Annotated in this window: 33 protein-coding genes; 23 read left to right on the top strand and 10 right to left on the bottom strand. The window is 71.6% G+C overall.

Annotated elements, in window-relative coordinates; translation table 11 throughout:
• Positions 1-7: 7 nt before the first annotated feature.
• From AB0J55_RS30055 to AB0J55_RS30045, 3 genes are read left to right on the top strand one after another with little or no spacing between them, the layout of a single operon-like run.
• Positions 8-478 carry a nuclear transport factor 2 family protein gene (locus tag AB0J55_RS30055; RefSeq protein ID WP_364255787.1) on the top strand — a complete coding sequence of 157 codons (471 nt, stop codon included), beginning with the start codon at positions 8-10 and terminating at the stop codon, positions 476-478.
• The gene (locus tag AB0J55_RS30050) at positions 471-1,289 is read left to right on the top strand and encodes an ergot alkaloid biosynthesis protein (RefSeq protein WP_364255784.1); all 819 of its coding nucleotides are present in this window, start codon (positions 471-473) and stop codon (positions 1,287-1,289) included. The genes AB0J55_RS30055 and AB0J55_RS30050 overlap by 8 nt, the downstream gene beginning before the upstream one ends.
• Positions 1,286-2,476 carry an alpha/beta fold hydrolase gene (locus AB0J55_RS30045; protein WP_364255781.1) on the top strand — a complete coding sequence of 397 codons (1,191 nt, stop codon included), beginning with the start codon at positions 1,286-1,288 and terminating at the stop codon, positions 2,474-2,476. The genes AB0J55_RS30050 and AB0J55_RS30045 overlap by 4 nt, the downstream gene beginning before the upstream one ends.
• On the opposite strand, the gene AB0J55_RS30040 is transcribed toward AB0J55_RS30045, so the two are convergent.
• The 3 genes from AB0J55_RS30040 to AB0J55_RS30030 are packed head-to-tail and all read right to left on the bottom strand — an operon-like array spanning position 2,473 to position 4,349.
• Positions 2,473-3,087, bottom strand: coding sequence for a LysE family translocator (locus AB0J55_RS30040; protein WP_364255778.1), 615 nt, complete (start codon positions 3,085-3,087; stop codon positions 2,473-2,475). The two genes, AB0J55_RS30045 and AB0J55_RS30040, sit on opposite strands and share 4 nt — an antisense overlap.
• 9 nt (positions 3,088-3,096) lie before the next feature.
• Positions 3,097-3,723 carry a LysE family translocator gene (locus AB0J55_RS30035; RefSeq protein ID WP_364255775.1) on the bottom strand — a complete coding sequence of 209 codons (627 nt, stop codon included), beginning with the start codon at positions 3,721-3,723 and terminating at the stop codon, positions 3,097-3,099.
• Positions 3,723-4,349, bottom strand: a complete 627-nt coding sequence (locus tag AB0J55_RS30030) for a LysE family translocator (protein WP_364255772.1) — start codon at positions 4,347-4,349, stop codon at positions 3,723-3,725. Before AB0J55_RS30030 ends, AB0J55_RS30035 begins: the two co-directional genes overlap by 1 nt.
• Positions 4,350-4,451: 102 nt before the next feature.
• Between AB0J55_RS30030 and AB0J55_RS30025 the strand changes: the two genes are divergently transcribed.
• From AB0J55_RS30025 to AB0J55_RS30015, 3 genes are all read left to right on the top strand, one after another.
• On the top strand, positions 4,452-4,970 hold the full coding sequence (locus AB0J55_RS30025; RefSeq protein WP_364255769.1) for a PH domain-containing protein: 519 nt from the start codon (positions 4,452-4,454) through the stop codon (positions 4,968-4,970).
• A gap of 61 nt (positions 4,971-5,031) precedes the next feature.
• Positions 5,032-5,550 carry a hypothetical protein gene (locus AB0J55_RS30020; RefSeq protein WP_364255766.1) on the top strand — a complete coding sequence of 173 codons (519 nt, stop codon included), beginning with the start codon at positions 5,032-5,034 and terminating at the stop codon, positions 5,548-5,550.
• A 93-nt stretch (positions 5,551-5,643) separates the two neighbouring features.
• Positions 5,644-7,662, top strand: a complete 2,019-nt coding sequence (locus AB0J55_RS30015) for a protein meaA (RefSeq protein WP_364255763.1) — start codon at positions 5,644-5,646, stop codon at positions 7,660-7,662.
• Here AB0J55_RS30015 and AB0J55_RS30010 read toward each other — a convergent pair.
• A complete protein-coding gene (locus AB0J55_RS30010) occupies positions 7,655-8,212 on the bottom strand; it encodes a cysteine hydrolase family protein (RefSeq protein WP_364255760.1) in 558 nt (185 codons plus the stop codon). The two genes, AB0J55_RS30015 and AB0J55_RS30010, sit on opposite strands and share 8 nt — an antisense overlap.
• 72 nt (positions 8,213-8,284) lie before the next feature.
• Between AB0J55_RS30010 and AB0J55_RS30005 the strand changes: the two genes are divergently transcribed.
• The 4 genes from AB0J55_RS30005 to AB0J55_RS29990 all read left to right on the top strand — a co-directional run bounded on the left by AB0J55_RS30005 (position 8,285) and on the right by AB0J55_RS29990 (position 11,046).
• Positions 8,285-9,268, top strand: coding sequence for a helix-turn-helix domain-containing protein (locus AB0J55_RS30005; protein ID WP_364256304.1), 984 nt, complete (start codon positions 8,285-8,287; stop codon positions 9,266-9,268).
• Positions 9,250-10,017, top strand: a complete 768-nt coding sequence (locus AB0J55_RS30000) for an enoyl-CoA hydratase-related protein (RefSeq protein WP_364255757.1) — start codon at positions 9,250-9,252, stop codon at positions 10,015-10,017. Before AB0J55_RS30005 ends, AB0J55_RS30000 begins: the two co-directional genes overlap by 19 nt.
• A gap of 67 nt (positions 10,018-10,084) precedes the next feature.
• On the top strand, positions 10,085-10,585 hold the full coding sequence (locus AB0J55_RS29995; RefSeq protein WP_364255754.1) for a TetR/AcrR family transcriptional regulator: 501 nt from the start codon (positions 10,085-10,087) through the stop codon (positions 10,583-10,585).
• A complete protein-coding gene (locus tag AB0J55_RS29990) occupies positions 10,582-11,046 on the top strand; it encodes a DUF2867 domain-containing protein (RefSeq protein WP_364255751.1) in 465 nt (154 codons plus the stop codon). The genes AB0J55_RS29995 and AB0J55_RS29990 overlap by 4 nt, the downstream gene beginning before the upstream one ends.
• Here AB0J55_RS29990 and AB0J55_RS29985 read toward each other — a convergent pair.
• Positions 11,018-11,563, bottom strand: coding sequence for an NUDIX hydrolase (locus AB0J55_RS29985; protein ID WP_364255748.1), 546 nt, complete (start codon positions 11,561-11,563; stop codon positions 11,018-11,020). The two genes, AB0J55_RS29990 and AB0J55_RS29985, sit on opposite strands and share 29 nt — an antisense overlap.
• 37 nt (positions 11,564-11,600) lie before the next feature.
• Between AB0J55_RS29985 and nucS the strand changes: the two genes are divergently transcribed.
• From nucS to AB0J55_RS29935, 10 genes are all read left to right on the top strand, one after another.
• Positions 11,601-12,260 (top strand): endonuclease NucS, encoded by a 660-nt coding sequence (gene nucS, locus AB0J55_RS29980; protein WP_167384890.1) that lies wholly within the window; start codon positions 11,601-11,603, stop codon positions 12,258-12,260.
• A 2-nt stretch (positions 12,261-12,262) separates the two neighbouring features.
• A complete protein-coding gene (locus tag AB0J55_RS29975; protein WP_364255745.1) occupies positions 12,263-12,469 on the top strand; it encodes a DUF1653 domain-containing protein in 207 nt (68 codons plus the stop codon).
• Positions 12,470-12,852: 383 nt separating this feature from the next.
• Positions 12,853-13,629: a hypothetical protein gene (locus tag AB0J55_RS29970; protein ID WP_364255742.1), complete on the top strand. Its 777-nt coding sequence runs from the start codon at positions 12,853-12,855 to the stop codon at positions 13,627-13,629.
• Between the two features lie 198 nt (positions 13,630-13,827).
• On the top strand, positions 13,828-15,525 hold the full coding sequence (locus tag AB0J55_RS29965; RefSeq protein ID WP_364255739.1) for a sodium:solute symporter family protein: 1,698 nt from the start codon (positions 13,828-13,830) through the stop codon (positions 15,523-15,525).
• A gap of 9 nt (positions 15,526-15,534) precedes the next feature.
• Complete coding sequence (locus AB0J55_RS29960; RefSeq protein ID WP_364255736.1) at positions 15,535-15,825, top strand: hypothetical protein; 291 nt, start codon at positions 15,535-15,537, stop codon at positions 15,823-15,825.
• Between the two features lie 47 nt (positions 15,826-15,872).
• Positions 15,873-16,862 (top strand): DUF3558 domain-containing protein, encoded by a 990-nt coding sequence (locus AB0J55_RS29955; RefSeq protein WP_364255733.1) that lies wholly within the window; start codon positions 15,873-15,875, stop codon positions 16,860-16,862.
• Positions 16,863-16,929: 67 nt separating this feature from the next.
• A complete protein-coding gene (gene dhaK / locus AB0J55_RS29950) occupies positions 16,930-17,931 on the top strand; it encodes a dihydroxyacetone kinase subunit DhaK (protein WP_364255730.1) in 1,002 nt (333 codons plus the stop codon).
• Positions 17,931-18,560, top strand: a complete 630-nt coding sequence (dhaL, locus tag AB0J55_RS29945) for a dihydroxyacetone kinase subunit DhaL (protein WP_364255727.1) — start codon at positions 17,931-17,933, stop codon at positions 18,558-18,560. Before dhaK ends, dhaL begins: the two co-directional genes overlap by 1 nt.
• Entirely contained in the window at positions 18,557-19,228 is a 672-nt protein-coding gene (gene dhaM / locus AB0J55_RS29940; protein ID WP_364255724.1) for a dihydroxyacetone kinase phosphoryl donor subunit DhaM, read from the top strand. The genes dhaL and dhaM overlap by 4 nt, the downstream gene beginning before the upstream one ends.
• A 121-nt stretch (positions 19,229-19,349) precedes the next feature.
• Positions 19,350-21,116, top strand: coding sequence for a 3-hydroxybutyryl-CoA dehydrogenase (locus tag AB0J55_RS29935; protein ID WP_364255721.1), 1,767 nt, complete (start codon positions 19,350-19,352; stop codon positions 21,114-21,116).
• Here AB0J55_RS29935 and AB0J55_RS29930 read toward each other — a convergent pair whose 3' ends face one another.
• From AB0J55_RS29930 to AB0J55_RS29920, 3 genes are read right to left on the bottom strand one after another with little or no spacing between them, the layout of a single operon-like run.
• Positions 21,117-21,524, bottom strand: a complete 408-nt coding sequence (locus tag AB0J55_RS29930) for an SAM-dependent methyltransferase (RefSeq protein ID WP_364255718.1) — start codon at positions 21,522-21,524, stop codon at positions 21,117-21,119.
• A complete protein-coding gene (locus AB0J55_RS29925) occupies positions 21,521-21,949 on the bottom strand; it encodes a nucleoside deaminase (protein ID WP_364255715.1) in 429 nt (142 codons plus the stop codon). Before AB0J55_RS29925 ends, AB0J55_RS29930 begins: the two co-directional genes overlap by 4 nt.
• Complete coding sequence (locus tag AB0J55_RS29920; RefSeq protein ID WP_364255712.1) at positions 21,946-22,785, bottom strand: LLM class flavin-dependent oxidoreductase; 840 nt, start codon at positions 22,783-22,785, stop codon at positions 21,946-21,948. The genes AB0J55_RS29925 and AB0J55_RS29920 overlap by 4 nt, the downstream gene beginning before the upstream one ends.
• Before the next feature lie 93 nt (positions 22,786-22,878).
• On the opposite strand from AB0J55_RS29920, the gene AB0J55_RS29915 reads away from it, so the two are divergent.
• Together AB0J55_RS29915 and AB0J55_RS29910 are read left to right on the top strand one after the other, a co-directional pair.
• A complete protein-coding gene (locus AB0J55_RS29915) occupies positions 22,879-23,343 on the top strand; it encodes an Lrp/AsnC family transcriptional regulator (protein ID WP_364255709.1) in 465 nt (154 codons plus the stop codon).
• Entirely contained in the window at positions 23,327-23,851 is a 525-nt protein-coding gene (locus tag AB0J55_RS29910) for an adenylate kinase (RefSeq protein ID WP_364255706.1), read from the top strand. Before AB0J55_RS29915 ends, AB0J55_RS29910 begins: the two co-directional genes overlap by 17 nt.
• 2 nt (positions 23,852-23,853) lie before the next feature.
• Here the strand turns inward: AB0J55_RS29910 and AB0J55_RS29905 are convergent, their stop codons facing one another.
• Positions 23,854-24,330 (bottom strand): Lrp/AsnC family transcriptional regulator, encoded by a 477-nt coding sequence (locus AB0J55_RS29905; RefSeq protein ID WP_086840754.1) that lies wholly within the window; start codon positions 24,328-24,330, stop codon positions 23,854-23,856.
• A 58-nt stretch (positions 24,331-24,388) separates the two neighbouring features.
• On the opposite strand from AB0J55_RS29905, the gene AB0J55_RS29900 reads away from it, so the two are divergent.
• Positions 24,389-25,507 carry a PLP-dependent transferase gene (locus tag AB0J55_RS29900; protein ID WP_364255703.1) on the top strand — a complete coding sequence of 373 codons (1,119 nt, stop codon included), beginning with the start codon at positions 24,389-24,391 and terminating at the stop codon, positions 25,505-25,507.
• On the opposite strand, the gene AB0J55_RS29895 is transcribed toward AB0J55_RS29900, so the two are convergent.
• Positions 25,504-25,713 carry a zinc ribbon domain-containing protein gene (locus AB0J55_RS29895; protein ID WP_206784598.1) on the bottom strand — a complete coding sequence of 70 codons (210 nt, stop codon included), beginning with the start codon at positions 25,711-25,713 and terminating at the stop codon, positions 25,504-25,506. The two genes, AB0J55_RS29900 and AB0J55_RS29895, sit on opposite strands and share 4 nt — an antisense overlap.
• Positions 25,714-25,738 lie beyond the last annotated feature (25 nt).

The raw sequence follows: 25,738 nt of genomic DNA, 5'->3' as shown, positions 1-25,738 counted from the left end.
CCCGTCTATGGTGACGTCGGGACGGTACCGTATCGTCCGAACGTGGAAGGAGGCTGCGATGCGCGACTTCGTCGAGCATGCGCTGGAGCTGCTGCTCAAGCACGACATGGCCGGGTTCGCCGGGCTCTGGGCCGAGGACGGCGTCCTCGAGTTCCCGTTCGCCGGCCCCGGCTACCCCAAGCGCGTCGAGGGGCGCGATGCGATCCGCGAGTACCTGCGGGACTACCCGAACCTGCTCGACATCCGCGAGGTCACGGCCAAGACGGTGCACGAAACCACCGACCCGGGCGTGGTCGTCGCCGAGTTCACCGTCGCCGGGGTCGTCGTGGCCACGCAGAAGCCGTACGAGCTGTCGTACATCGCCGTGATCACGGTCGAGGACGGCGCGATCCGCACCTACCGCGACTACTGGAGCCCGCTGGCCGCGGCCGAGGTCCTCGGCGGCGTCGCCGAGCTGACGGCGGCGTTCGGTGGCTGAAATCCTGGTGCTCGGCGGCACCGGCACCACCGGCCGCCGGGTGGTCGCGGGCCTGCGTGCGAACGGCGTCACCGCGCGGGCGGCCACCCGCAAGCCGGGCGAACCCGGGCAGGTCCGGTTCGACTGGGCCGACCGCGCCACCCACGCCGGCGCGCTGCGCGGAGTGTCGGCGGTGTACCTGCTGCCGCCGATCGGCGAGGCCGAGCCCGCGCGGCTGGTGGAGCCGTTCCTCGGCGACGCGCTGGCCGCCGGCGTCCGGCGGGTGGTGCTGCTCAGCTCGTCGGCCGTCACCGCGGACACGCCGGGGCTCGGCGAGCTGCAGCGCCTGGTGCGCGCGGCGCCGGAGTGGGCCGTGCTGAAGCCGTCGTGGTTCATGCAGAACTTCACCGGCGAGCACCTGGTCGCCCAGGGTGTCCGGGACGGCGAGATCGTCACGGCCACCGGCGACGCGCGGGTCGCCTTCGTCGACGCCGGCGACATCGCCGCCGTCGCCGTCCGCGCCTTGACCGACGCAGTACCGCACAACGCCGAACACGTCCTGACCGGCCCGGCCGCCCTCAGCTACGCCGAAGCCGCCGCGGTCGTCTCCGCGCACCTCGGGCGGACGGTACGGCACCGTCCCGTCGAGACCGCGGAGTTCGCCGCGCGGCTGACCTCGGCCGGGATCCCGGGTGAGTTCGCCCGCGTGCTGGCCGCGCTGGACGACGACATCCGCCGCGGCGCCGAAGACCGCGTGACCCGGACCGTCGAGCGGATCACCGGCCGGGCCGCCCGGCCGTTCGCCACCTTCGTGCAGGAGGAAATCCGATGAAGCAGCTGATGTTCGAAGAGGACGTGCAGTTCTGGTTCGAGACCCTGCGCCTGTTCGGCCACGCGGCCTACGGCGGCTCGGACTTCGGGGAGGTCGTCGCGGCGGCGTCGGCCGTGACGGCGGGCGACTACGACAGCTGGCACGACGCCTACCGCGCCATGGCCGACCGGCTGTACGCCGAAGCGGCGGACGCGGGCCCGGTGACGGCCCGTGACCTGCTGCTCCGCGCGTCGACGTACTACTTCTCGTCGGAGTTCTTCCTGCACGGCAACCCGGCGGACCCGCGGATCGCGGCGGCGTACGACCGGAGCGTCGAGTGCTTCCGGCGTGCAGGCGTCGCGGAACCGATCGAAATCCCGTACGAGGGAACGACGCTCAGCGGGTACTTCTACCGCGCGCCGGGCGCCGGGCCGAAGCCGGTGCTGATCATGCACAACGGCTTCGACGGCAGCGCCGAGGAACTGCACTACCTGGGCGCGGCGGCCGGTGCGGAGCGCGGCTACCACGTGCTGACGTTCGACGGCCCCGGCCAGCCGAGCGCGGTCCGGCGGGAGAAGCTCGTGTTCCGCCCGGACTGGGAGCACGTCGTCACGCCGGTGGTGGACTTCGCCCGCACGCTCGACGGCGTCGACCCGGAGCGGATCGCCCTGCTCGGCGTGAGCCTCGGCGGGATGCTGGCCCCGCGCGCGGCGGCGTACGAGAGCCGGCTGGCCGCGGTCGTCGCGGTGGACGGCGTGTACGACGCGGGTGCCGCGGTGACGGCGATGCTGCCGTGGCCACGGGAGGAGATCGTCCGCCGCGCCAACGCCGAGCACGACGAGGAGTTCGACGCCATGCTCGCGGCGGGACGGCAGGCGAGCCCGACGCTGCGCTGGGCGTGCGACCACGGCCGGTATGTGCTGGGCGCGGCGTCCGACCGCGAGTTCATCGCGAAGTACCTCGAGTACACGCTGGAGGGCGGCGTGGCGGAGAAGATCACGTGCCCGGTCCTGGTGTGCGAAGCGGCGGACGACCTCTTCTTCGGCGGCGTGGAGGAGACCGAGCCGCGCCGGTTGTACGCGCACCTTGAGGCACCGAAGACGCTGCTGACGTTCACGGCGGAGGAGGGCGCGGACGCGCACTGCCACGTCGGCGCGCAGCGGCTCGCGGTGGGCCGGATCTACGACTGGCTGGACCGGACGCTCTAGCCTTCGAGCGCGAGGGCGGCGCCGAAGCCGACGAGGGCGGTGCCGGTCGCGCCGTCCAGCACCCGGCGGACCCGGCGCCGTCCCAGCCAGCCCCGGATCCGGTGCACGCCGGCGACGACGACGAGCTGCCAGAGCGTGGCCAGCACCCCCACGGTCGCGGCGAGCAGCAGCGATTCGGCGATCGAGGAGTCCGGGCCGAGGAACTGCGGCAGCATCGACAGGTAGAAGACGAGGACCTTCGGGTTGGTGAGGTTGCCGAGGAAGCCCTCCCGCCAGCGCCGTCCACCGCGGGGCTTCGCCTGGGCGAGTGCGCTGTAGTTGCCGCGCCAGGCCGCGATCAGTGCCTTGACGCCGAGATAGCCGAGGTACGCCGCTCCGGCCCATTTGAGGGTCACGAAGACGGGTTCGGAGCGCACGATCACGGCGCTGAGCCCGAGCGCCGCGGCGAGGCCCTGAACGAGGTTGCCGGAGCCGATGCCGAGCGCGGTCAGCACACCGCCGCGCTTGCCGCCGGCGAGGGAGTTCTTGAGCACGAGGGCGGTGTCCGGCCCCGGCACGATCAGCACGAGCACGACGAAGAGCACGTACGTGCCATAAGTTCCCCAGGTCATGGGCTCAGGTTAGGACTCCAGGGCGAGCGCCGCGCCGAATCCCACCAACGCCGTCCCGGTGGCGCCGTCCATGACCCGGCGAACCCGGCGCCGTCCGAGCCAGCCCCGGACGCGGTGCACGAAGAACAGCAGCAGCACCTGCCACAGCACGCCCAGCGCCGCGACCGTGTACGCCAGCAGCAGCGCGTCGCCCTGGTCCGTCACCCCCGGGGTCAGGAACTGCGGCAGCACCGACAGGTACAGCACGATCACCTTCGGGTTCGTGATGTTGGAGAGGAACCCCTCCCGGAACCGCCGTCCCCGGGTGGCGCGGGCGCGGCGGACGTCGTCCAGGGCGTCGTAGTCGCCGCGCCACGCGCCGCGCAGTGCCTGGATCCCCAGGTACACCAGGTACGCCGCGCCGGCCCACTTGAGCGTCAGGAACACCGGCTGCGACCGGGCGATCACCGCGCCCAGGCCGAAGGCCGCCGCCGTGCCCTGGAGGAAGTTCGCCACCGAAATGCCCGCGCACGCCCATGCGCCGCCGTGGGGGCCGCCCGTCAGGGCGTTCTTCAGGACGATCATCGTGTCCGGGCCGGGCATCATCGCCAGGAACGCCATCATCGCGGTGAACCCCGCGTACGTGTTCCAGGTCATCAGGACTCCAGGGCCAAGGCCGCGCCGAAGCCGAGCAGGGCCGTGCCGGTGACGCCGTCGAGGGCGCGGCGGACCCGGCGGCGCTCCAGCCACGCCCGCACGCGGTGCACGAACACCAGCAGCACCAGCAGCCACAGCACGCCGAGCACGGCGACCGTGTACGCCAGCGCCAGCGCGTCCCACGTCGTCGTGCGGGCCGGGTCGAGGAACTGGGGCAGCACCGACAGGTACAGCACCAGCACCTTCGGGTTGGTGACGTTGGAGAGGAACCCTTCGCGGAACCGGCGGAACCCGCCGCCGCGGCGGCGCTGCACCTGCTCGACGCCGTCGTAGTTCCCGCGGAACGCCCCGCGCAGCGCCTGGAAGCCGAGGAAGACGAGGTAGGCTGCGCCGGCCCACTTCAGCGTGACGAACACCGGCTGCGACCGCGCGATCAGGACGCCGAGGCCGAGGGCCGCGGCGCTGCCCTGCACCGCGTTGCCGGTGAAGATGCCCAGCGACGCGAGCAGCCCGCCCCGGAACCCGCCGGACAGCGCGTTCTTCAGCATGACCATCGTGTCCGGGCCCGGCGCCAGCACGATCAGGACCACGATGACCAGGTAACTCCCGTACAAGCTCCACGTCACGGCTGCCCACGCTAATCGACCGGCCGCCGCCCGGTCTCGCGGATTTCGGTCACAGCGCCGCGGCACTCGGCGGAAGGCGTCCGGGCGGAGTAGTGTTCGGCCATGTCAGCAGGGGAAATCGATCTTTTGCCCGGTGAACGCGTGCTCTGGGCGGGAGAACCGGTCCAGCGCCCGCTCTACGTCGCCGCGGACGGGGTGATCGCCCCCGCCGGGCTCGTCCTGGCCGCCGCCGCGCTCTGGTTCCTGCTGGTGAAAGAGCCGACCGGTGCCGCGCTGGTGGCGACGGTCGTCGTGCTGGTCGTCGGCTGCTACGGGGCCGTCGGGCGTTCCGTCGTCCGGTACCTCGCCCTCGGGCGCACGACCTACGCCGTGACGGACAGCCGGATCATCGCGCGCTCGGGCCTGTTCCGGCAGAAGGAACGCGCCAGCGAACTCGCCGGCCTGCCGGCCCCGGTCCTCAAGCCGGGACCGTCCCGCACCGGCACCATCGGCTTCGGCCCGGGCACGGTGACGCTGTTCGGCATCGGTGAGCCCAAGCGCGTCCGCGACCTGCTGACCAAGGCCATCGACGAGGCCAAGGCCCGTCAGGCCCCGCCGGAACAGGACAGCTCGGCCGCCTGAGCCGAGGCAACCCCCGCGGCCACCCGGAGCGTCACCCGGCAAAGGACGCCGGGAGGCCGCCGTGGAAGAACCGATCATCGTGCTGTTGCCGGGGGAGCACCTGCTGTGGTCGGGACGGTCCCGTCGCGTCGTCCCGACCGGCGGCGAGTGGTTCCGCGTGGTCTTGGGCCCGCTCCTGGTGGCGGGGCCGGTGGCCGCCGCGCTGTCGGACTCGGTCGGCGGGCTCCCGGTCGTCGTGGTCTTAGCGGCCTTCGGCCTCGCCATCGCCTGGGGGCCCGTGGTGTGGCGGCTCCGGACGAGGCGCCGCGCGGTGTACGCGGTGACCGATCAGCGGGTCGTGGTCGCCGACCGCGTCTCGGGCCGCACCCGCGAGGAGTACCTGAGCGATCTGGAGCCACCCATCCTCGATCCCGGCCAGGACGGCACCGGCACGGTGACGTTGAAGCGGCTGGACGCGTCGGTGAACGTCTTCGGCGTCCCGGTGCCGTCGCGGAACGGGGCGCCGGCGATCGAGCTGTTCACCGTGCCGGACGCCGCCCGGCTCTGCCGGTTGATCGAGGAGGAGCAGGCCTGGGATTGAGCGCCGGTCGTCACCCGGACGTGTCCGATTCCACTGCCCAGCTAAGTTACCGGCGGGTACACTCGACGGATCGCCCACCGCCGGAGGTGCACCGTGCCGTACCCAACGGACCGAGAACGAGACCGCCCGTGGGTGATGCGCACCTACGCGGGACACTCCTCGGCGGCCGCGTCGAACGAGCTCTACCGGCGCAACCTCGCGAAGGGGCAGACCGGCCTTTCGGTGGCCTTCGACCTGCCCACCCAGACCGGCTACGACCCGGACCACCAGCTCTCGCGCGGCGAGGTCGGCAAGGTCGGCGTGCCGGTGTCGCACATCGGCGACATGCGGCAGCTGTTCGACGGCATCCCGCTCGCCGAGGCGAACACGTCGATGACCATCAACGCGCCGGCCATGTGGCTGCTCGCGCTGTACGTCTCCGTGGCGCGCGAGCAGGCCGAAGCCGAGGGGCGTGACGTCGACGAGGTGCTCGCGAAGCTGGCCGGCACCACGCAGAACGACATCATCAAGGAGTACCTGTCCCGCGGGACCTACATCTTCCCGCCGGGGCCGAGCCTGCGGCTGATCACCGACGTCATCGCGTGGACCGTGCACCACGTCCCGCAGTGGAACCCGATCAACATCTGCAGCTACCACCTGCAGGAAGCCGGCGCGACGCCGACGCAGGAGGTCGCATACGCGCTGTGCACCGCGATCGCCGTGCTCGACGCCGTCCGCGACTCCGGACAGGTCGAGGCGGCCGACATGGCGAAGGTCGTCGCGCGGATCTCCTTCTTCGTCAACGCCGGCGTCCGGTTCGTCGAGGAGATGTCCAAGATGCGCGCGTTCACCGCGCTCTGGGACGAGCTCACCCGCGAGCGCTACGGCGTGACGGACCCCAAGGCGCGCCGCCTGCGCTACGGCGTCCAGGTCAACTCGCTCGGGCTGACCGAGGCGCAGCCGGAGAACAACGTCCAGCGGATCGTGCTGGAGATGCTCGCGGTGTCGCTCTCCCGCGGCGCCCGTGCCCGCGCGATCCAGCTGCCCGCGTGGAACGAGGCCCTCGGCCTGCCGCGGCCGTGGGACCAGCAGTGGGCGCTGCGGATGCAGCAGGTGCTCGCGTTCGAGACCGACCTGCTGGAGTACGAGGACATCTTCGACGGCTCGCACGTCATCCAGGCCAAGGTCGACGAGATCATGGCCGGCGCCCGCGAGGAGATCGCCCGCGTGCAGGACCTCGGCGGCGCCGTGGCCGCGGTCGAGAGCGGGTACATGAAGTCGCAGCTCGTCGCGTCACTGGCCGAGTACCGCCGCGGGATGGAGCACGGCGAGCGCGTCCTCGTCGGCGTCAACAAGTTCGAGACGACCGAGCCGTCGCCGCTGCAGGCCGAAGGCGCGAAGGCGATCGAGACGGTCGATCCCGCCGCCGAGAAGGCCGCCATCCAGGCCATCGAGGAGTGGCGCGCCCGGCGCGACAACGCCGCCGTCGAGCGGTCACTGGCCACGCTGAAGGAACGCGCGCAGACCACGGAGAACCTCTTCGAGGCCACTGTGGACTGTGCGCGGGCCGGCGTGACCACCGGCGAGTGGGCCGGCGCGCTGCGCGAGGTGTTCGGCGAATACCGGGCGCCCACCGGGGTTTCCGCCTCCGCGGTCGCCGGCGCGGGTGACCCCGAGCTGGAGCGGGTGCGCGCGCGGGTCCGGGAAACCGAGGCGGAACTGGGCGAGCGGCTGCGGATCCTGGTCGGCAAGCCGGGGCTCGACGGGCACTCCAACGGCGCCGAGCAGGTCGCCGTCCGGGCGCGCGACGCCGGGTTCGAGGTCGTCTACCAGGGCATCCGGCTGACCCCCGAGCAGATCGTCGCGGCCGCGGTGCAGGAGGGCGTGCACGTCGTCGGGCTGTCGGTGCTCTCCGGCTCGCACCTCGAGGTCGTCCCGCAGGTCGTCAACGGCCTGCGTGCCGCGGGTGCCGGGGACGTGCCGGTGATCGTCGGCGGCATCATCCCGCCGGACGACGCCGCGCTGCTGGCCGAACGCGGCGTCGCCCGGGTGTTCACGCCCAAGGACTACGAGCTCACCGGGATCATGGCCGGGATCGTGGACCTGGTCCGGGAGCGGCACGGGCTCAGCTGAGCCCGGCCAGGATGTCCTTTGTGGACTTCACGGTGGCGAACTGGTTCGCCAGGTTCGCCGCCGTGACGCGGGAGAGCTGGTCCGCGGTCACGACGTCGCCGTCGACGCCCGGCAGGTCGAACGTGAACGTCGCGTCGAGGGCGAAAGTCACGTCGTAGCCGAGGTTCCCGCCCATCCGCGCGGTGGTTTCGCAGCAGAAGTTCGTCTGGATGCCGCCCAGGACGAAGCTGGTGATGCCGCGCTTGCGCAGCCACGCGTCGAGGTCGACGTCACCGATGAAGGCCGAGTTGACCTGCTTGCCGAACACCAGGTCCGGCCGGGCGCCGTCGAGTTCGGCCTTGAAGTCGTTGCCCGGCTGCCCGGGCCGCAGCGGCGAGCCCGGCTCCCGGGAGTCGTGGTGCACGAGCACCACCGGGAGCCGTCTTTCCTGCCACGCGTCGAGCAGGGCCTTCATGTTCGCTTCCGCGCCCGGGTTGTTGCGCGGACCCCAGAAGCCCGGCTCGTCGAACCCGCGCTGGACGTCGATCAGGATGAGTGCCGTTTCCGTCATGCCGTCGAGTTTCCCGGCTTCGGCACGGCGGACGGGAGTGGCAGAAGGTGCGCGATGCGGTACTTTCCTGCCATGCGCACGATCGGCGTCCTGCTGCTGCCGGGCACCCGGGGGTTCGACCTCGCGGTGATCGGCGAGGTCTGGGCGCAGGACCGGACCGACAGCGGGATCGGCCCGTTCACGGTCCGGCTCTGCAGCCCCGGCCGGGTGCGCACGCCCCTCTCGCCCTTCGGTGACGTCGCGGCCACGCACGGGCTCGCCGGGCTCGGCGGCTGTGACCTCGTGCTGGCGCCGGGCCGCGACGACCCGCTTTCCCCGGTCCCGCCGGCCGCCGTGACGGCGCTGCGCCGGGCGCACCGGGCCGGGGCGACCGTCGCCGGGCTGTGCTCCGGCGCGTTCACGCTCGCCGCCGCCGGGCTGCTCGACGGCCGCCAGGCGACCACGCACTGGCGTGACCTCGACGCGCTCGCTCGCGCCGCACCGCGGGCGGACCTGCAGCGGGACGTGCTCTACACCGACGACGGCGGTGTCCTGACGTCCGCGGGCGTCGTCGGCGGCCTCGACCTCTGCCTGTACCTGGTCCGGCGCGACCACGGCGCCGACGTCGCCGCCGCGCTGGCGCGCCGGCTCGTGATGCCGCCGGCCCGCGAGGGCGGGCAGCGGCAGTACGTCGACCACCCGCTGCCGCCGTCGGCGGCCCAGCCCGGCCTGACGTCCACGATGGACTGGGCGCTGGGCCGGCTGGGCGCCGGGATCGGCGTCGAGGACCTGGTCGGGCACGCGCGGATGAGCGAGCGGACGTTCCACCGCGAATTCGCCGCGGCCACCGGCGTGACGCCGGGGCGCTGGCTGCGCGTCCAGCGCGTCCGGTACGCGCAGCGGCTGCTGGAGACGACGTCGCTGCCGGTCGACCGGGTCGCCGAGCGGTCCGGGCTGGGCACGGCGGCGAACCTGCGCCGGCGGATGCGCGCCGAGGTCGGCGTCGGCCCGGACAGTTACCGGCGCACGTTCCGGGCCGGAGGGGCTACGGTCGGGGAATGTACGAGCACCTCCTGATGAGCCGGGACGGCGACACCGTCACGATCACCATGAACCGGCCGGAGCGGCGCAACTCGCTGTCCGCGGACCACCTCGCCGAGCTGCTCGCCGCGTTCCGTGTCGCGGGGACGTCCGACGCGACCGGCATCGTGCTGGCCGGCGCGGGACCGGTGTTCTCCGCGGGGCACGACTTCGGCGACGTGGCCAAGCGCGACCTGATGGGCGTGCGCGAACTGCTGACGCTGTGCACCGACCTGATGCAGACCATGCAGTCGATCCCGCAGGTCGTCATCGCGCGGGTGCACGGCCTGGCCACCGCGGCGGGCTGCCAGCTCGTGGCGTCGTGCGACCTGGCCGTGGCCGCCGAGTCGGCGGGGTTCGCGCTGCCGGGCGGCAAGGGCGGCTGGTTCTGCCACACGCCGGCGGTCCCGGTGGCGCGCTCGATCGGCCGCAAGCGGCTGATGGAGCTGGCGCTCACCGGCGACGTCATCGACGCGGCGACGGCGCTCGACTGGGGCCTGGTCAACCGGGTCGTCCCCGACGACCAGCTCGACGACGCCGTCGGGGACCTCCTGTCGCGGGCGACGCGCGGCAGCCGCGCCAGCAAGTCGATGGGCAAGGTGACGCTCTACGCCCAGCTCGACCGGCCCGAGGCCGACGCGTACGCGATCGCGCTGGAGGTCATGGCAGCGGCGTCCCAGCTGCCCGGTGCGCGCGAAGGTATGGCGGCTTTCCTGGAGAAGCGCAAACCTTCCTGGCCCGACTGATTTCGTCCCCGGCTCCGGCCGGGGCTTTTTCGTGGCCGCGGCCAGTACCATACGGTATGGTATGGCCATGGCGGGCAAACGGGACTGGCTGGACGCGGGGCTGGTGCTGCTGGCGGAACAGGGTGCGCCGGCGGTGACGATCGAGCGGCTCACCGAACGCCTCGGGCTGTCGAAGGGCTCCTTCTACCACCACTTCAAGGGCATCACCGGCTACCGGACCGCCTTGCTGGAGCACTTCGAAACCGAACGCACCACGCGGTTCGTGGAGCAGGCCGAAGGGGCGGGGGAAGACCGGCTGATCGTGTTGCTGAGCCTGGTCCTCGCGCCGGGACCCGGGCCGGAGCTCGAGATCGCCGTCCGGGCGTGGGCGCTGCAGGACGCCGAGGCGAGGGCGGTCCAGGAGCGCGTGGACGCCACCCGCGTCGCCTACCTGACCGAGATCAGCGGCGACGCCGATCTCGCGCAGGCGCTCTACCTGGTCGTCGTCGGGGCGGCACAGGTCGTGCCGCCGCTGACCGGCCGTGGGCTGAAGAACGCACTGGAATTCGTACTGGGGAGACGGAAATGACCGAGCCGTACGTCGACGGAGCCGACTACGTCGAGTTCAAGGAGATCGAGAGCGAGAACAGCCTGCGCGAGTTCGTCGCGGGCGTGTTCGGCTGGTCGCCGGCCTGGGTGAAAGCCCTGTTCGGCGTCCGCTACCTGCTCGCCAAGGCGCTGCGGCTGGACACCGCCTCCGTGCCGCGGACCGGCCGGCTCCGGCCGGAGGACGTCGGCTTCGCGCCGGGCGACCGCGTCGCGTTCTTCACCGTCCGGTCCGGCGATCCCGAGCGCTACCTGGTGGCCGGCGTGGACGACAGTCACCTGACCGGGTACCTGACGGTCGAGGCGCTGCCGCGCGGCTTCCGGCTCGGCACCATCGTGCACTTCCACAACCGCGTCGGCCCGGCCTACTTCGCGCTCATCAAGCCGTTCCACCACCTGGTGATCCGGGGGATGCTCAAGGCCGGTGCCGCTCGGCCAGCATGAGCTGGGCCCACGCGGCGATCGACTGCGCGTCGGTGATCTCGCCGGTGACGATCATCTTGTCGATGTCCTCGCGGTCGAACCACGCGCTGCGCATGTCCTGCTCCTCGTGCTCGCGCTCCGGCTCGCCTTCGGTGATGTCCGTGGCGAGGAACACCCAGCCGCGCTGGCTGCTCATGCCGGCCGCGACGTCGAGCTTGCCGAGCGGGACCAGCGACCCCGCGCGCAGACCCGTCTCCTCGCGCAGCTCCCGCGCGGCGAGCTCGCCCGGCGGCAGGTCGGCCAGGTCCGGCGCGGTGCCCTGGGGGAACTCCCAGCGCCGCTGCCCGAGCGGGTAGCGGAACTGCTCGACCAGCCGGAACCGGTCGCCGTCCCGGGCGATGACGAGGGCGTAGGTGGGCTTGTCGATCACGCCGTAGATGCCCGCCGAGCCGTCGGACCGGCGGATCTCGTCCTCCCGCACGGTCATCCAGTTGTTCCGGTACACCTCGCGGGACGCGACACGCTGAATGGGGTCCACGCGCCCAGTATCACCGACCCTGTCCTACCCTCCTCGGGTGCGTCTCGTGATCGCGCGGTGCCAGGTCGACTACGCCGGCCGGCTGACCGCCCACCTGCCGATGGCCACCCGCCTGCTGCTCGTCAAGTCCGACGGCTCGGTGTCGGTGCACTCCGACGACCGTGCGTACAAGCCGTTGAACTGGATGAGCCCGCCGTGCTGGCTGATCGAGGACGGCAAGCTCTGGATCGTGGAGAACAAGCAGGGCGAGAAGCTGGTGATCTCGATCGAAGAGGTCTTCCACGACTACTCCCAGGCCCTCGGCGCGGAACCGGGCCTGCAGAAGGACGGCGTCGAAGCGCACCTGCAGGAACTGCTGGCCGAGCACATCAAGACCCTCGGCGACGGCTACACGCTGGTCCGCCGCGAATTCCCGACCGCGATCGGCCCGGTCGACATCATGGCCCGCGACGCCGAAGGCCGCTCGGTCGCGGTCGAGATCAAACGGCGCGGCGAAATCGACGGCGTCGAGCAGCTCACCCGCTATCTGGAACTGCTCAACCGCGACCCGCTGCTGGCCCCGGTGCAGGGCGTGTTCGCGGCCCAGATCATCAAGCCGCAGGCCCGCACGCTGGCCGAGGACCGCGGCATCCGCTGCCTCACGCTGGACTACGACGAACTCCGCGGGATCGAGTCCGACGAATTCCGGCTGTTCTGACCGTGGAGCCTGGCCGGTACGTCCACTACAAGGGCGGCGAGTACGAAGTGCTCGGCGTGGCGCGGCACAGCGAGACCGAAGAGAAGCTCGTGGTGTACCGGGCGCTGTACGGCGAAATGGGCCTGTGGGTGCGCCCGGAGGCGATGTTCGCCGAGACGGTCGAGACGCCCGCCGGCCGCGTGCCGCGCTTCCGGCGGGTGCCGGACTGACGACGGTCGGTGAAAAATCGGCCCCACGGCTGCCCGAACGGGCGGATCTCGGGGCCGATACCGAATCGATGCGGAAATCGACGTATCTGATTCGGTGATTCCTGCTCCGCCAGGGAATCGTCAACCCGATAGGGCGCCGCGCAGTGAAGAGGAATTTTTTCACGCCGATTCCTGCGCTGTTCGGGTGAGATCGGGATCTTATTCGACGGTGCTGTGCGACACTCGATTCGAGGGGTTCCGCCGGTGCGTCCGGCGTGGCCGGAGGGTGGTGCGCTCGGCCGTCTTTCGTTGTCGTGCCAACGTTTTCAGTCCGCCTTCGAGCTCGGGTGCGCATGCCATCCGGCCGGTGTGCGCGCATTTTCGGCTGCACGGAGGAGGAAGTCATGCGTTATCGCCCACTCGGTTCCGATCCGGCCGACCCGCGTCTGGGCCGGTTCATTCCGGACGACTGGCGGCACGTCGAAAGGTATCCGCTCGGTGCGCTGGCCGAGGAGGACCGCCCGACCCGGTCGCCGGTCGTGATCGGCGTCAACTGGTACTCGGCGTTCGACGAGCCGGAACAGGACGAGAAGTCCGGCGAGTTCTTCATCGCGAAGGCCGGCGTCAAGAAACTCGGCCACATCCGCGGCGGCCACTGCGTCTGCCTCGAACCGGGCGGCACACCGGACACTGACGCCTTGTACGCGTTCTACGACCAGGGCCGCGAAGGTGCCTGTGTCGGCTTCGGCTGGTCCCGGTGCATGTCGCTGTTCAACAGCAGCGAGTACGCGGCCCGCTGGCTCTGGGATGCGGCCAAGAAGCGCGACGAGTGGCCCGAGACCAACCCGGGCGACGACAACGGCACGTCGGTCCGGGCCGCGGCCGAGGTCCTCAAGGAGACCGGGCACGTCCTGTGGGACGACTCCTACGCCAACGACGACTGGCAGGCGCGCGAGAAGTACACCCCCGAGGCCAAGCAGGGCATCAAGGCGTTCCGCTGGGCGAAGTCGGTCGACGACGTGCACTCCGTGCTCGCCAACCCGCGGGCCGACGCGCTCGGCGCCGTGCCGATCCTCAACTCGTGGGGCCCGGGCTTCCCGCACCGGACCTACCTGCCCGACGCGGTGCTCGCCAAGCTGATCGACGAGGAAGGCGAGATCGCGGTCCCGACCGACCGGTGATGACCAGCCGCTCCCGCGGCGCGTGAGGAAGGCGCGTTTCCCCTGGTGACAGCCGGGGGAGGCGCGCCTTCCGGCCATTGTGGACACGTCAGCGTGCCGACCCTGAATCCATGCAGTACTGTCCGGATCCGACAGGATGCTGGTGATTCCTGTCGGATTCTGTCCTGCTTGAAAAGGAAACAGCCGGAGGTGGGTCGGGTGCTCGTCCTAGCCGATGCGAACCTGCGACTCGACGCGAGCGCGATCGACTACATCGAGTTGGCGTTCTACTTCGTGCTCGTGCTCGGCATCGGGTACCTGGCGCGGCGGCAGGTGTCGAGCAGCCTCGACTTCTTCCTGTCCGGCCGGTCGCTGCCCGCCTGGGTGACGGGCCTGGCGTTCATCTCGGCCAACCTCGGCGCGGTCGAGGTCATGGGCATGTCGGCCAACGGCGCCCAGTACGGCCTGCCGACCGTGCACTACTTCTGGATCGGCGCCATCCCGGCGATGCTGTTCCTCGGCATCGTGATGATGCCGTTCTACTACGGCTCCAAGGTCCGCAGCGTCCCGGAGTTCATGCGGCGGCGCTTCGGCAAGCCGGCCCACCTGGTCAACGGCATCAGCTTCGCCGCCGCCCAGATCCTGATCGCGGGCGCGAACCTCTTCCTGCTGGCCAGCGTGGTGAACCTGCTGCTCGGCTGGCCGCTGTGGGTGTCGATCATCGTCGCCGCCGCGATCGTGCTCTCCTACACCGCGCTCGGCGGCCTCTCCGCCGCCATCTACAACGAGGTCCTGCAGTTCTTCGTCATCGTCATCGCGCTGGTGCCGCTGACGATCATCGGCCTGGTCAAGGTCGGCGGCTGGCAGGGCCTGGTCGACAAGGTGACCAACAGCCCGGGCGGCACCGCGCAGCTGCACTCGTGGCCCGGTGACAACCTGACCGGCTTCGGCAACAGCCTGCTTTCGGTGCTGGGCATCGTCTTCGGTCTCGGGTTCGTGCTCTCCTTCGGCTACTGGACGACGAACTTCGTCGAGGTCCAGCGCGCGATGGCGTCCAAGAGCATGTCCGCCGCGCGGCGCACGCCGATCATCGGCGCGTTCCCGAAGATGCTGGTGCCGTTCATCGTGATCATCCCCGGCATGATCGCCGCGGTCACCGTGTCCGAGTACGTCAAGGACAAGCAGGTGCTGCTCGACGGCGGCAAGGCCGAAAGCGGCGTCACCTTCAACAACGCGCTCCTGCTGCTGATGCGCGACCTGCTGCCGAACGGCATGCTCGGCATCGCCATCGCCGGTCTGCTCGCGTCCTTCATGGCCGGCATGGCGGCGAACCTGAGCTCGTTCAACACCGTCTTCACGTACGACATCTGGCAGACGTACGTGAAGAAGGACAAGCCGGACCACTACTACCTGAACCTGGGCCGCGTGGTGACCTCGGCCGGCACGATCCTCGCGATCGGCACCGCGTTCATCGCGTCGAACTCCGGCAACATCCTGAACTACCTGCAGGACCTGTTCTCCTTCTTCAACGCGCCGCTGTTCGCGACGTTCATCCTGGGCATGTTCTGGAAGCGGATGACCCCGCACGCCGGCTGGAGCGGCCTGGTGCTCGGGACGGCGTCCGCCATCACGATCTGGGGCCTTTCGCAGGCCGGGGTGATCGGGCTGGAGGGCCAGGGCACCAGCTTCGTGGCCGCCGGTGTCGCCTTCGTGGTCGACATCGTGGTGAGCGTCGTCGTCTCGCTGGCGACCAAGCCGAAGCCGGACGAGGAACTGGTCGGCCTGGTCTACTCGCTGACGCCGAAGGAAACCCGGCAGCACGACTCCACCGGCGAGAACGCGGGCTGGTACCGCAAGCCGGGTCTGCTCGCCGGCATCGTGCTCGTCCTGACCATCGCCCTGAACGCCATCTTCTAGGAGGTCGGAATGGCTACCGAGTCGCAGCCGCGCGCACACAAGGCAGGCGCCTTCGACATCCGGCTGATCATCGCGCTGCTGATCGGCGTCTACGGCGTCATCCTCACCGTGATGGGCATCGGCTTCACCTCCGACGAGGAGATCAAGAAGGCGGCCGACGTCAACATCAACCTGTGGGCCGGCATCGGCATGCTGGTGGTCGCCGCGCTGTTCGTCACCTGGGCCCTGGTCCGGCCGCTCGTCGTGCCGGCCGACACCGGGACCGAGAGCGACGACACACCGGTCGCCGCCGGCGAATAACCGGGTTGTCCGGACAGCGGCGCGCACCGGCGGCTACCGTGCTCGGCGTGTTCCCAGACGTCCGGCGCCGCCGGTTCCCGAAGCTGTTCCTGCTGGTCACCGCCCTCGCGCTGCCCCTGACGGCGTGCGGGCCGGACCTCGGCAAGTCCAACTTCGCCCGGACGACGGTGCCCGCGGCGGCCGGCTCCGGCCAGGTCGCCGACGGCCCGATCACCGACCCCGCCGTGGCGGCCGGCGTGCTCCGCACGATCCAGCCGTGCCAGTTCCTGACCAAGGACGCCCTCGGGGCGCTGGGCCTCGGCACGGTCGAGGACGACCCGTCGCCGTCGACGATCGCCTTCGACACCTGCCGCAACAAGGTGAAGGACCCCGGCGGCAAGGAGATCCGGCTCGAACTCGAGGTCGGCGGCACCCTGCTGCCCCACGCCGACAAGACGACCGGCCAGGTCGGCGGCCTGCCGCTGCGGGTGAGCAAGACCGGCGACACCGACTGCACCGTCGCGGCGATGACCGCGCTGAACCCGGACATGGCGTTCGCGGTGACCGTCGCCTACGCCGGCGACCCCTGCCGCCCCGGGCAGGCGCTGGTGGAGGCCGTCGTCCAGAAGGCGCACAACTCGCCGGAGAAGTACTCGACCCCCGCGGGCACGGTGCTGACCGCCGACCCGTGCGCGATGGCCGACACCGCGGTGGTGACCGCCGCCGTGCCGTCGGCGAAGGCCGCACCCACCGGCCTGCACTCGTGCGAGTGGAAGGACCGGGGCCCGGCGGTGACGATCGGGTTCCGGCCCGGCCTGCCCCCGATCGTCGGCGACGGTTATTCCAAGGTGGACCTCGGCAACGGGGTGACCGCGTTCAAGAAACAGCAGAGCGGCGACTCCCGGTGCACGGTCGAGTGGCAGCACCGGCCGTGGCAGGGCGACGACGTCGAACTGGCCCAGGTGGACTTCCGGGGTTACGACGACAGCGCCGGCGATCCGTGTGGCACCGCGGTGACCGTGGCGGAGAACGTCGTCACGAAGCTCCCCAAACCCTGATCTGGCGGCGGGCCGCGCGGCGAGGTAGGAAGGGGGCACCCCACCCGCCGATGTGCCGGAGGCTGCCGTGAAGAAGATCATCAACGATCCGGCGAACGTGGTTGCCGAGTCGCTGCGGGGGCTTGCCGCCGCGCACGCCGACGTCCTGCGCGTCCAGTACGACCCGGATGTCGTGATCAGAGCCGATGCGCCGGTCGCGGGCAAGGTCGCCGTCATCTCCGGCGGCGGGTCCGGGCACGAACCGCTGCACGGCGGCTTCGTCGGCCGGGGCATGCTCGCCGCCGCCGTGCCGGGTGCGGTGTTCACCTCGCCGACGCCGGACGCGGTACAGGCCGCCGTCACCGCCACCACCGGCGACGCGGGCGCGCTGCTCATCGTGAAGAACTACACCGGCGACGTGCTGAACTTCGAGACGGCCGCCGAGCTGGCCGCCGCCGAGGGCCTTGAGGTCCGCAGCGTCGTGATCGACGACGACGTCGCGGTCAAGGACTCGACGTACACCGCGGGCCGCCGCGGCGTCGGCGGCACGGTGCTGCTGGAGAAGATCACCGGCGCCGCCGCCGAGCGCGGCGACTCGCTCGACGCCGTGACCGCGCTGGCGCAGAAGGTGATCGGCCAGGTCCGGTCGATCGGCGTCGCGCTCACCGCGCCGACCGTGCCGCACGCCGGCACCCCCAGCTTCGACCTCGGCGAGGACGAGATCGAGTTCGGCATCGGCATCCACGGCGAGCCCGGCCGCGAGCGGATCCCGGCCGAGCCGGCCGACGCCCTGGTGGCGCGGATGGTCGAGGCGGTCGTCTCGGACCTGCCGTTCGCTTCGGGCGACCGCGTGCTGCTGTTCACCAACTCGATGGGCGGCACCCCGCTCGTCGAGCTCTACCTGGCCCACGGCATCGCCGAGCGGCTGCTGGCCGACCGTGGGATCGTGGTCGAGCGCCGGCTGGTCGGCCCGTACATCACCAGCCTCGAGATGCAAGGGATGAGCCTGACGTTGCTCAAACTGGACGACGAGCTGACCGAGCTGTGGGACGCCCCGGTCAACACCGCGGCCCTGCGGTGGGGGCTCTGATGGCCTGCACGGCCGACGGCGTCGCGACCGCCGTGCGCGCCGCCGCGGCGGTGGTCGCCGAACACCGCGTGGAGCTGATCGACCTCGACCGCGCGATCGGCGACGGCGACCACGGCGAGAACCTGAACCGCGGCTTCGCGGCCGTCGTGGCGGCGCTCGATTCCGCGGTCCCGGACACCCCCGGCGGAGTGCTGAAGCTGGTCGCGACGACGTTGATCTCCAAGGTCGGCGGGGCCGCGGGCCCGTTGTACGGCACGGCTTTCCTGCGTGCCTCGGCCAAGCTGGGCCCGGCCGGCGAGCTCGACGTCCCGGCGTTGCTGGAGGCCCTGCGCGCCGGCCTCGAAGGCGTCCAGGCCCGCGGCAAGGCGGTGGGCGGCGACGCGACCATGGTCGACGCCCTGATCCCGGCGGTGTCGGCCGCGGAGAAGGCGGCCGCGGACGGCGGGGACGTCGCCGCGGTGCTGACCGCGGCGGCCGACGCGGCGGACACCGGCGCGGAGTCCACTGTGGACCTGGTGCCGCGGAAGGGCCGGGCGTCCTACCTCGGCGAGCGCGCGGTCGGGCACCTGGATCCCGGCGCCCGGTCGTCGGCGCTGCTGCTGCGGGCGTTCGCGGAGGCCGCCCGGTGAGCGTGGGAATCGTGCTCGTCTCGCACAGCGCCAAACTCGCCGAAGGACTGGCCGAGCTGGCCGCCCAGATGGCGCCGGACGTCACCATCGTGCCGGCGGGCGGCCTCTCCGACGGTTCGATCGGCACCGACTACGACGAGGTCGTCGCCGCCACCCAGCGCGCCGACCACGGCGACGGTGTCGTGCTGCTTTACGACCTCGGCAGCGCGCAGATGACCGCCGAGCTCGCCGTCGAGTCGCTGGCCGACCCCTCGGCCGCGATCGTCGCGGACGGCCCGCTGGTCGAGGGCGCGATCGCGGCGGCGGTCGCGGCGCAGGCCGGCCGGAGCCGCAAGGCGGTGGCGGAGGCAGCCGCCGCGGCGGGAATCCCCGAGGACCTGGCGCCGGCCGAGGCCACCGGCGACGGCGCCGAAATCGAGCTGGAGCTGCGCAACGAGGTCGGCCTGCACGCCCGGCCGGCCGGGTTACTGGTGCGCACGCTGAGCGCGTTCGACGCCGACGTCACCGTGCGCCTGGGCGACCAGGAGGCCGACGCCCACAGCGTGCTCGGCCTCATGTCGCTCGGCGCCCGGCAGGGCGACCGGATCCGCGTGCGGGCGACCGGACCGCAGGCTTCCGCCGCCCTGGAGAAGGTGAAGGAGCTGGTGGACGGCGATTTCGGCGAGTGAAGCCGTCGTCGCCGACCGGGTGACTTGAGCCGTACTGACTCGATTCCGTCTGGGCTTCCGGCGGTGCCGCGTGGCAGTATCGAGGCCAATTACCAGCGAGTAACATCTCTGGAGGCCTCGGATGGCGCGGGAAATCTCGACGGTCGGTGTGGTCGGCCTGGGCACCATGGGCTCTGGAATCGCCGAAGTGCTCGCGCGCAGCGGGCTCGACGTCGTCACGGTGGAGCTCGACGAGGCCGGCGTCGCCCGCGGCCGCGATCACCTCGAGCACTCCACCGAACGGGCGCTCTCCGGCGGCAAGCTGGATGCCGCCGGGCGAGCCGCGCTGCTGGGCCGGATCCGGTACGGCACTTCGCTGTCGGATCTGTCCGAAGTGGACCTGGTGATCGAGGCGATTCCGGAGAGCCTGGCGGCGAAGGCCGACGTCTTCGCCGAGCTGGACAAGATCACCCGGCCCGAGGTCGTCTTCGCGTCCAACACGTCGTCGCTGTCGATCACCGAAATCGGCGTGCACACCACGCGTCCCGGCAAGGTCGTCGGAATGCACTTCTTCAACCCGGCGCCGGTACAGAAGCTCGTCGAGGTCGTGAAGACCGTCGTGACCGAGCCGGACGTGGTCGCCGAGGTGGTCGAGTTCGCCGAGCGGCTGGGCAAGGTGCCGGTGGTGATCGGCGACCGGGCCGGGTTCATCGCCAACGCGCTGCTGTTCGGCTACCTCAACCACGCGGTGCGGATGTACGAACAGCGCTACGCCACGCGCGAGGACCTCGACGCCGCCATGCGCTTCGGCTGCGGCTACCCGATGGGCCCGCTCGCGCTGCTCGACCTGATCGGGCTGGACACCGCGAACGAAATCCTCGACACGATGTACCACCAGTCCCGCAACCGCCTGCACGCGCCGGCGCCGCTGCTCAAGCAGATGATCACGGCGGGCCTGCTCGGCCGCAAGACCGGCCGGGGCTTCTACACCTACGACGCCCCGGATTCGCCCACCGTGGTGTCCTCCGCGGCCGTGTCCACAGTGGAGGATGTCCCGCCGCGCCCGGTGGCGCGGGTGGGCGTGGTCGGCACGGGCACGATGGCCACCGGCATCGCGGAGGTGTTCGCCAAGCGCGGCCTCGACGTCGTGCTGCGGGCCCGGAGCCTGGAGAAGGCGCAGGCGTCGGTGGCTCGCGTCAAGAAGTCGCTCGACAAGGCGGTGGTCAAGGGCAAACTGTCCGAAGAGGACGCTGCGGCCGCGCTGGCCCGCATCACCCCGGTCACCGACTTCGAGGCACTGGCCGACGTCGACCTGGTCATCGAGGCGGTGGCCGAGGAGCTTTCGGTGAAGCAGGCGGTGTTCGCGGCGCTCGACGAGGTGGTCCGCCCCGGCGCGGTCCTGGCGACGACGACGTCCTCGCTGCCGGTGATCGAGTGCGCGGCCTCGACGTCCCGGCCGTCCGATGTGGTCGGTCTGCACTTCTTCAACCCGGCCCCGGTGATGAAGCTGGTCGAGGTGGTCTCGACGATCGCGACCGCCCCGGACGTGGTGGCCACGGCGAGCGCGGTCTGCGCGACGGTGGGCAAGCACGCGGTGCACTGCGGCGACCGCGCCGGTTTCATCGTCAACGCGCTGCTGTTCCCGTACCTCAACGACGCGGTGAAGATGCTGGAGGCGCACTACGCGGGCGCGGACGACATCGACACGGCCATGAAGGTCGGCTGCGGCCTGCCGATGGGGCCGTTCGAACTGCTGGACGTCGTCGGCCTGGACGTGTCGCTGGCCATCCAGCGGACGCTGTACAACGAGTTCCGGGAGGAAGGTTTCGCGCCGGCGCCGCTGCTGGAGCACCTCGTGACGGCCGGGCGGCTGGGCCGGAAGACCGGGAAGGGCTTCAAGGACTACTGATCAGCGCTCGGCCACCTCGCCGAGGACCGGCTTCACGTCCAGGACCGGGGTGCCGTCGATGGCTTCGAGGCCGGTGACCGTCAGCGTGCCGTCCTCGACCGCCGTCACCGTGACCGTGTGGAGGCCGATCGGGTTCGGGCGGTCGGGGGAGCGCGTCGAGAACACGCCCTGCACGGGCCGGTCCGGGTCGCTGCGCGGGTGGACCGCCTGGACTTCGCGGTCCGCTGCGTGCAGCCAGGTCAGCAGCACCAGGCGATCGCCGGGGCGGAGGTCGGCGGCCGCGGTGTGGAACTGCGGGTCGAACACCACACGGGCCGGTGGCGCGCCTTCGTCGCCCTGCTTCGGCGCCGTGGTCAGGTCGAGGGCCGACTCCACCCGGGCCACCGGCCGCACGGGGTAGGTCGTCACCGGTAGTAGCCCTCGACCGGTACGCGGGCCTCGTCGAACAATGCCGGGCCCTCCAGCTTCGCTCCGGCCCACGTGAGCGGCGGGCGCAGGGTGAGGAACTGTTCCGTCGACAGCGCGTACACGACCCGCCCGAGCCCGGACCGCTCGATCGCGCCGGTGCACATGCCGCACGGCTGGGTGCTGGTGAACATCGTCGTGGCCGCCGCGGTTTCCGGGTCCAGGTTCTGCGCCGCCCAGCGGGCCAGCTTCAGCTCCGGGTGGGCCGTGATGTCGTTGTCGGTCAACGAGGTGTTGCGGTCCTCGGCCAGGATCTTCCCGTCGGCGTCGGCCAGCAGGGAGCCGAACGGCGGGTTGCCGTGTTCCTCGCGCGCCTCGCGGGCCAGTTCGATCGCCCGCCGCAGCAGGGCTTCTTCGGTGTCCTTCACCGGTTCTCCTTCCAGGATGCGGCCACCGCCGCGAGGTCCCGCCACGCCACCTCCGGGTGGAGGGTCTCGGCGGGGTCCGAGTCGAACGGGTCGAGCACGACGGTGTCCGCACCGAGTGCCCGCAGCTGTGCCAGGTCGTCGAGGACCTGGTCGAGGGTGCCTTCGCCGGCGCGCCGGTCCGGCCCGGTCACCGGGGCACCGGTCACCCGCAGCAGGATCCGGGGCGCGAAGGCCGGCACCGGCCGGTCGCCGGCCAGCTTTTCCAGGCGCGCCAGGCCTTCCCGGAACCCGGCCGGCGTCAGCCGCAGCGGGTGCCATGCGTCGCCGAGCTCGATCGCCCGCCGCAGACCCGCGTCGCTGTGCCCGCCGAGCCAGAGCGGGATCGGCCCCGCGCGGTAGTCGTCGTGCCCGGCCCAGGCGGCGCGGATCGCCCGCAGGTGTTCGGTCGTGAGCTTCCCGCGCCGCTCGAACGGCACGCCCAGCGCGTCGAATTCCTGCTTCGCCCAGCCGATCCCGGCGCCGAGCACGAGCCGGCCGCCGCTGAGACTGTCGAGGTTCGCCGCCATCCGCGCCACCAGCAGGGGATGCCGGTACGGCACCACCAGCACCGTGGTGCCCAGCCGCACCCGCTGCGTCACCCCGGCCAGCCAGGACAATGTCGTGAACGGCTCGTAGAACGGCGCCGGGTACTGCCCGGCGACGTCCGGCGTGATGGCGACGTGGTCGGACACCATCAGCAGGTCGAAGCCGAGCCCCTCGACCGTCTGCGCCCAGGCGCGCAGCACGCCCGGGTCCGTGCCGGGCCCGAAGTTGGGGACGTTCACGCCGATCTTCACGCCGAAAGGCTATCGACGTTTTGCCCGGATCCGGAAGGGAACGATCACGGCGTTCGGCCCGTTCGGCCGTGGATCCCACGGTATCTTCGGCCCATGACCGAGAGTCTCGATCCGACGGACTGGGCCATCCTGGCCGAGCTCCAGCGCGACGCCCGGTTGCCGCTCACCGAGCTGGGCCGCCGCGTGAACCTCAGCGCGTCCGCGGCGACCGAACGGCTCCGGCGGCTCGAGGCGGCGGGCGTGATCACCGGCTACCGCGCGGAGATCGACCTCGGCAAGGTCGGCTACCCGGTGCTCGCCGTGGTCCGGCTCAAGTACCCCGGCAGCCGGCACGAGCCGTTGCACAAGCTGCTCGCCGAGCGTTCGGAGATCCTCGAATGCCTGCGCACCACCGGCGACGACTGCTACACGCTCAAGATCGCCGCGGCCTCGATGGCCCACCTCGAGCGCACGGTGGACGAGCTGTGCCAGTTCGGCAGCACGACCACCAACCTTGTCTACAGCCGGACGTTGCCTTACCGCGGACCCCGGGAGCCCGCCCGTGACCTCGATTCCTGACCGGGTCCTCGTCTACGGCGTGACCGGCTCGGGCAAGTCGACCCTCGCGGCCCGGATCGCCGAGCGGACCGGCCTGCCCTACCACTCCGCGGACGACCTCAGCTGGCAGCCGGGCTGGGTCCCGGTCCCCGACGACGAACAGCGCCGCCGCATCACCGAGGTGTGCGCGGGGGAGCGCTGGGTCCTCGACGCCGCCTACGGCAAGTGGCGGGACATCGTGCTGGCCCGCACGCAGCTGGTGGTGGGCCTCGACTACCCGCGCTGGCTTTCCTTGAGCCGCCTGGTGCGCCGGACGCTCGCGCGGGTGGTGACGCGCGACCGCATCTGCAACGGCAACGTCGAGTCCGTCCGCCAGGTGTTTTCGGCGGACTCGATCATCCGCTGGCACTTCACGTCGTTCGCGAGCAAGCGGGCGCGCATCCGGGCGTGGGCCGCCGAGTCACCCGGCCCGGTCGTCGTCCGGCTGAGGTCCCCGCGCGAGACGCGCCGCTGGCTCGAGACCCTCTGAGGTCAGGCGCCCGGCGGCAGCAGCGGGCCGCCGCTCCAGTGCTGGAACACCAGGTTCGTGTGGACGCGGGCGACCTCGTCGCGGGCGGTCAGCTCGTCGAGGACCAGCCGCTGCAGCTCGCCGGCCGAGCTGGTCGCCACGTGCGCGAGGAAGTCGTCCGGCCCGGTCAGGTGGTAGACCGCGCGCACCTCCGGCAGGGAGAGCAGGTGTTCGATGAACGGGTCGACCAGCGGCCGCCGGTGCGGGCGGACCTGAACGAACAGGAACGCCTCCAGCGGGCGGCCCAGCTTGGCCGCGTCGACCGACGCGTGCTGGCCGGTGATGACGCCGGTGTCCCGCAGCCGGGCGACGCGGTCCAGGCACGTCGACGGTGCGATGCCGACCGCGGCCGCCAGGTCCTTGTTCGTGATCCGGGCATCGTTCTGCAGCAGCCGCAGAATCTCGAGATCGACCGGACTCAGTTCGACGGAAGCGGACATCGCCGAATGATATCCGAGACTGTTGCCCCCGGTCCGGTGAAAGCTCGACCATGCTGGCATGACTTCCTCGCTGCGCACGCGAGCCGTCCACGCCGGCCGTGACGACCTCACCGACCTCGGCGTGCACGCCGCCCCGCTCGACCTGTCCACGACCTACCCGTCCCGGGACAGCGCCGCCGAAGCCGCCCGGATCGACGCCTTCGCCGCCGGCGCGGAGCTCGACGGCCCGCCGATCTACGGCCGGGTCGGCAACCCGACCGTCGAACGGTTCGAGCGGGCCCTCGCCGAACTCGAGGGCTTCGAGCACGGCGTCGCGTTCGCCAGCGGCATGGCCGCCGTCTCGGCCTGCCTGCTTTCCGCGGTGGCGCAGGGGAAACGGCACGTCGTCGCGGTCCGGCCGCTGTACGGCTGCAGCGACCACCTGCTCGAGTCCGGACTGCTCGGCACCGAGGTCACCTGGGCCGCGCCGGACGCCGTCGCCGCCGCGCTGCAGCCGGACACCGGGCTCGTGTTCGTCGAGACACCGGCGAACCCGACGCTGGCCGAGGCGGACATCGCCGAGCTGGCCCGTGCCTGTGGCGAAGTGCCGCTGCTGGTGGACAACACGTTCGCCACCCCGGTCCTGCAGCGCCCCGGCCACCACGGCGCCCGGATCGTCCTGCACAGCGCGACGAAGTTCCTCGGCGGCCACGGCGACGTGATGGGCGGGATCGTCGCGTGCGGCGCCGAAGAAGCCGCGCGGCTGCGCCAGATCCGCTTCGCCACCGGCGGCGTGCTGCACCCGCTCGCCGGATACCTGTTGCTGCGCGGGCTTTCGACGCTCCCGCTGCGCGTGAACGCCGCCTCCGCGACGGCCGCGACGCTGGCCTCGCGCCTCGGCGAGCACCCGGCCGTGACCGCCGTCCACTACCCGCGGATCGGCGGGCCGCTGGTGGCGTTCGAGGTCGACGGCGACCCGCACGCCCTGATCGGCGCGGTCCGGCTGATCACGCCGGCCGTCAGCCTCGGCAGCGTCGACACGCTGATCCAGCACCCGGGTTCGATCAGCCACCGGATCGTCGACGAGGGCGACCGCCACGGCGCCGGCGTCTCCGACCAGCTGATCCGGCTCTCGGCCGGGCTCGAGGACGTCGAGGACCTGTGGGCCGACCTGGAGCAGGCGCTGAAGGCGCTTTAGCCGCAGCAGCCGCCACCACAGCAGCCACCGCCGCCGGCCGGGGCCGCGGGACCGCTCGCGGCCCCGGTGAGGGCGACGGTGGTGAGCAGCTTGACGGTGTCGGCGTGGCCCTCCGGGCAGGTGGCCGGCGCGCCGGATTCGCTCATCGGGCGCAGGAGTTCGAACGTCTCGGTGCACTCGCGGCAGCGGTAGGCGTAGGTCGGCATGAGCGTGATTATCGCCGGACGCGCC

Source organism: Amycolatopsis sp. NPDC049688, assembly GCF_040674975.1.
Classification (GTDB): Bacteria; Actinomycetota; Actinomycetes; order Mycobacteriales; family Pseudonocardiaceae; genus Amycolatopsis.
Note: the sequence above shows the minus strand (reverse complement) of the source record. Positions and strands in the feature narration are given on the sequence as shown.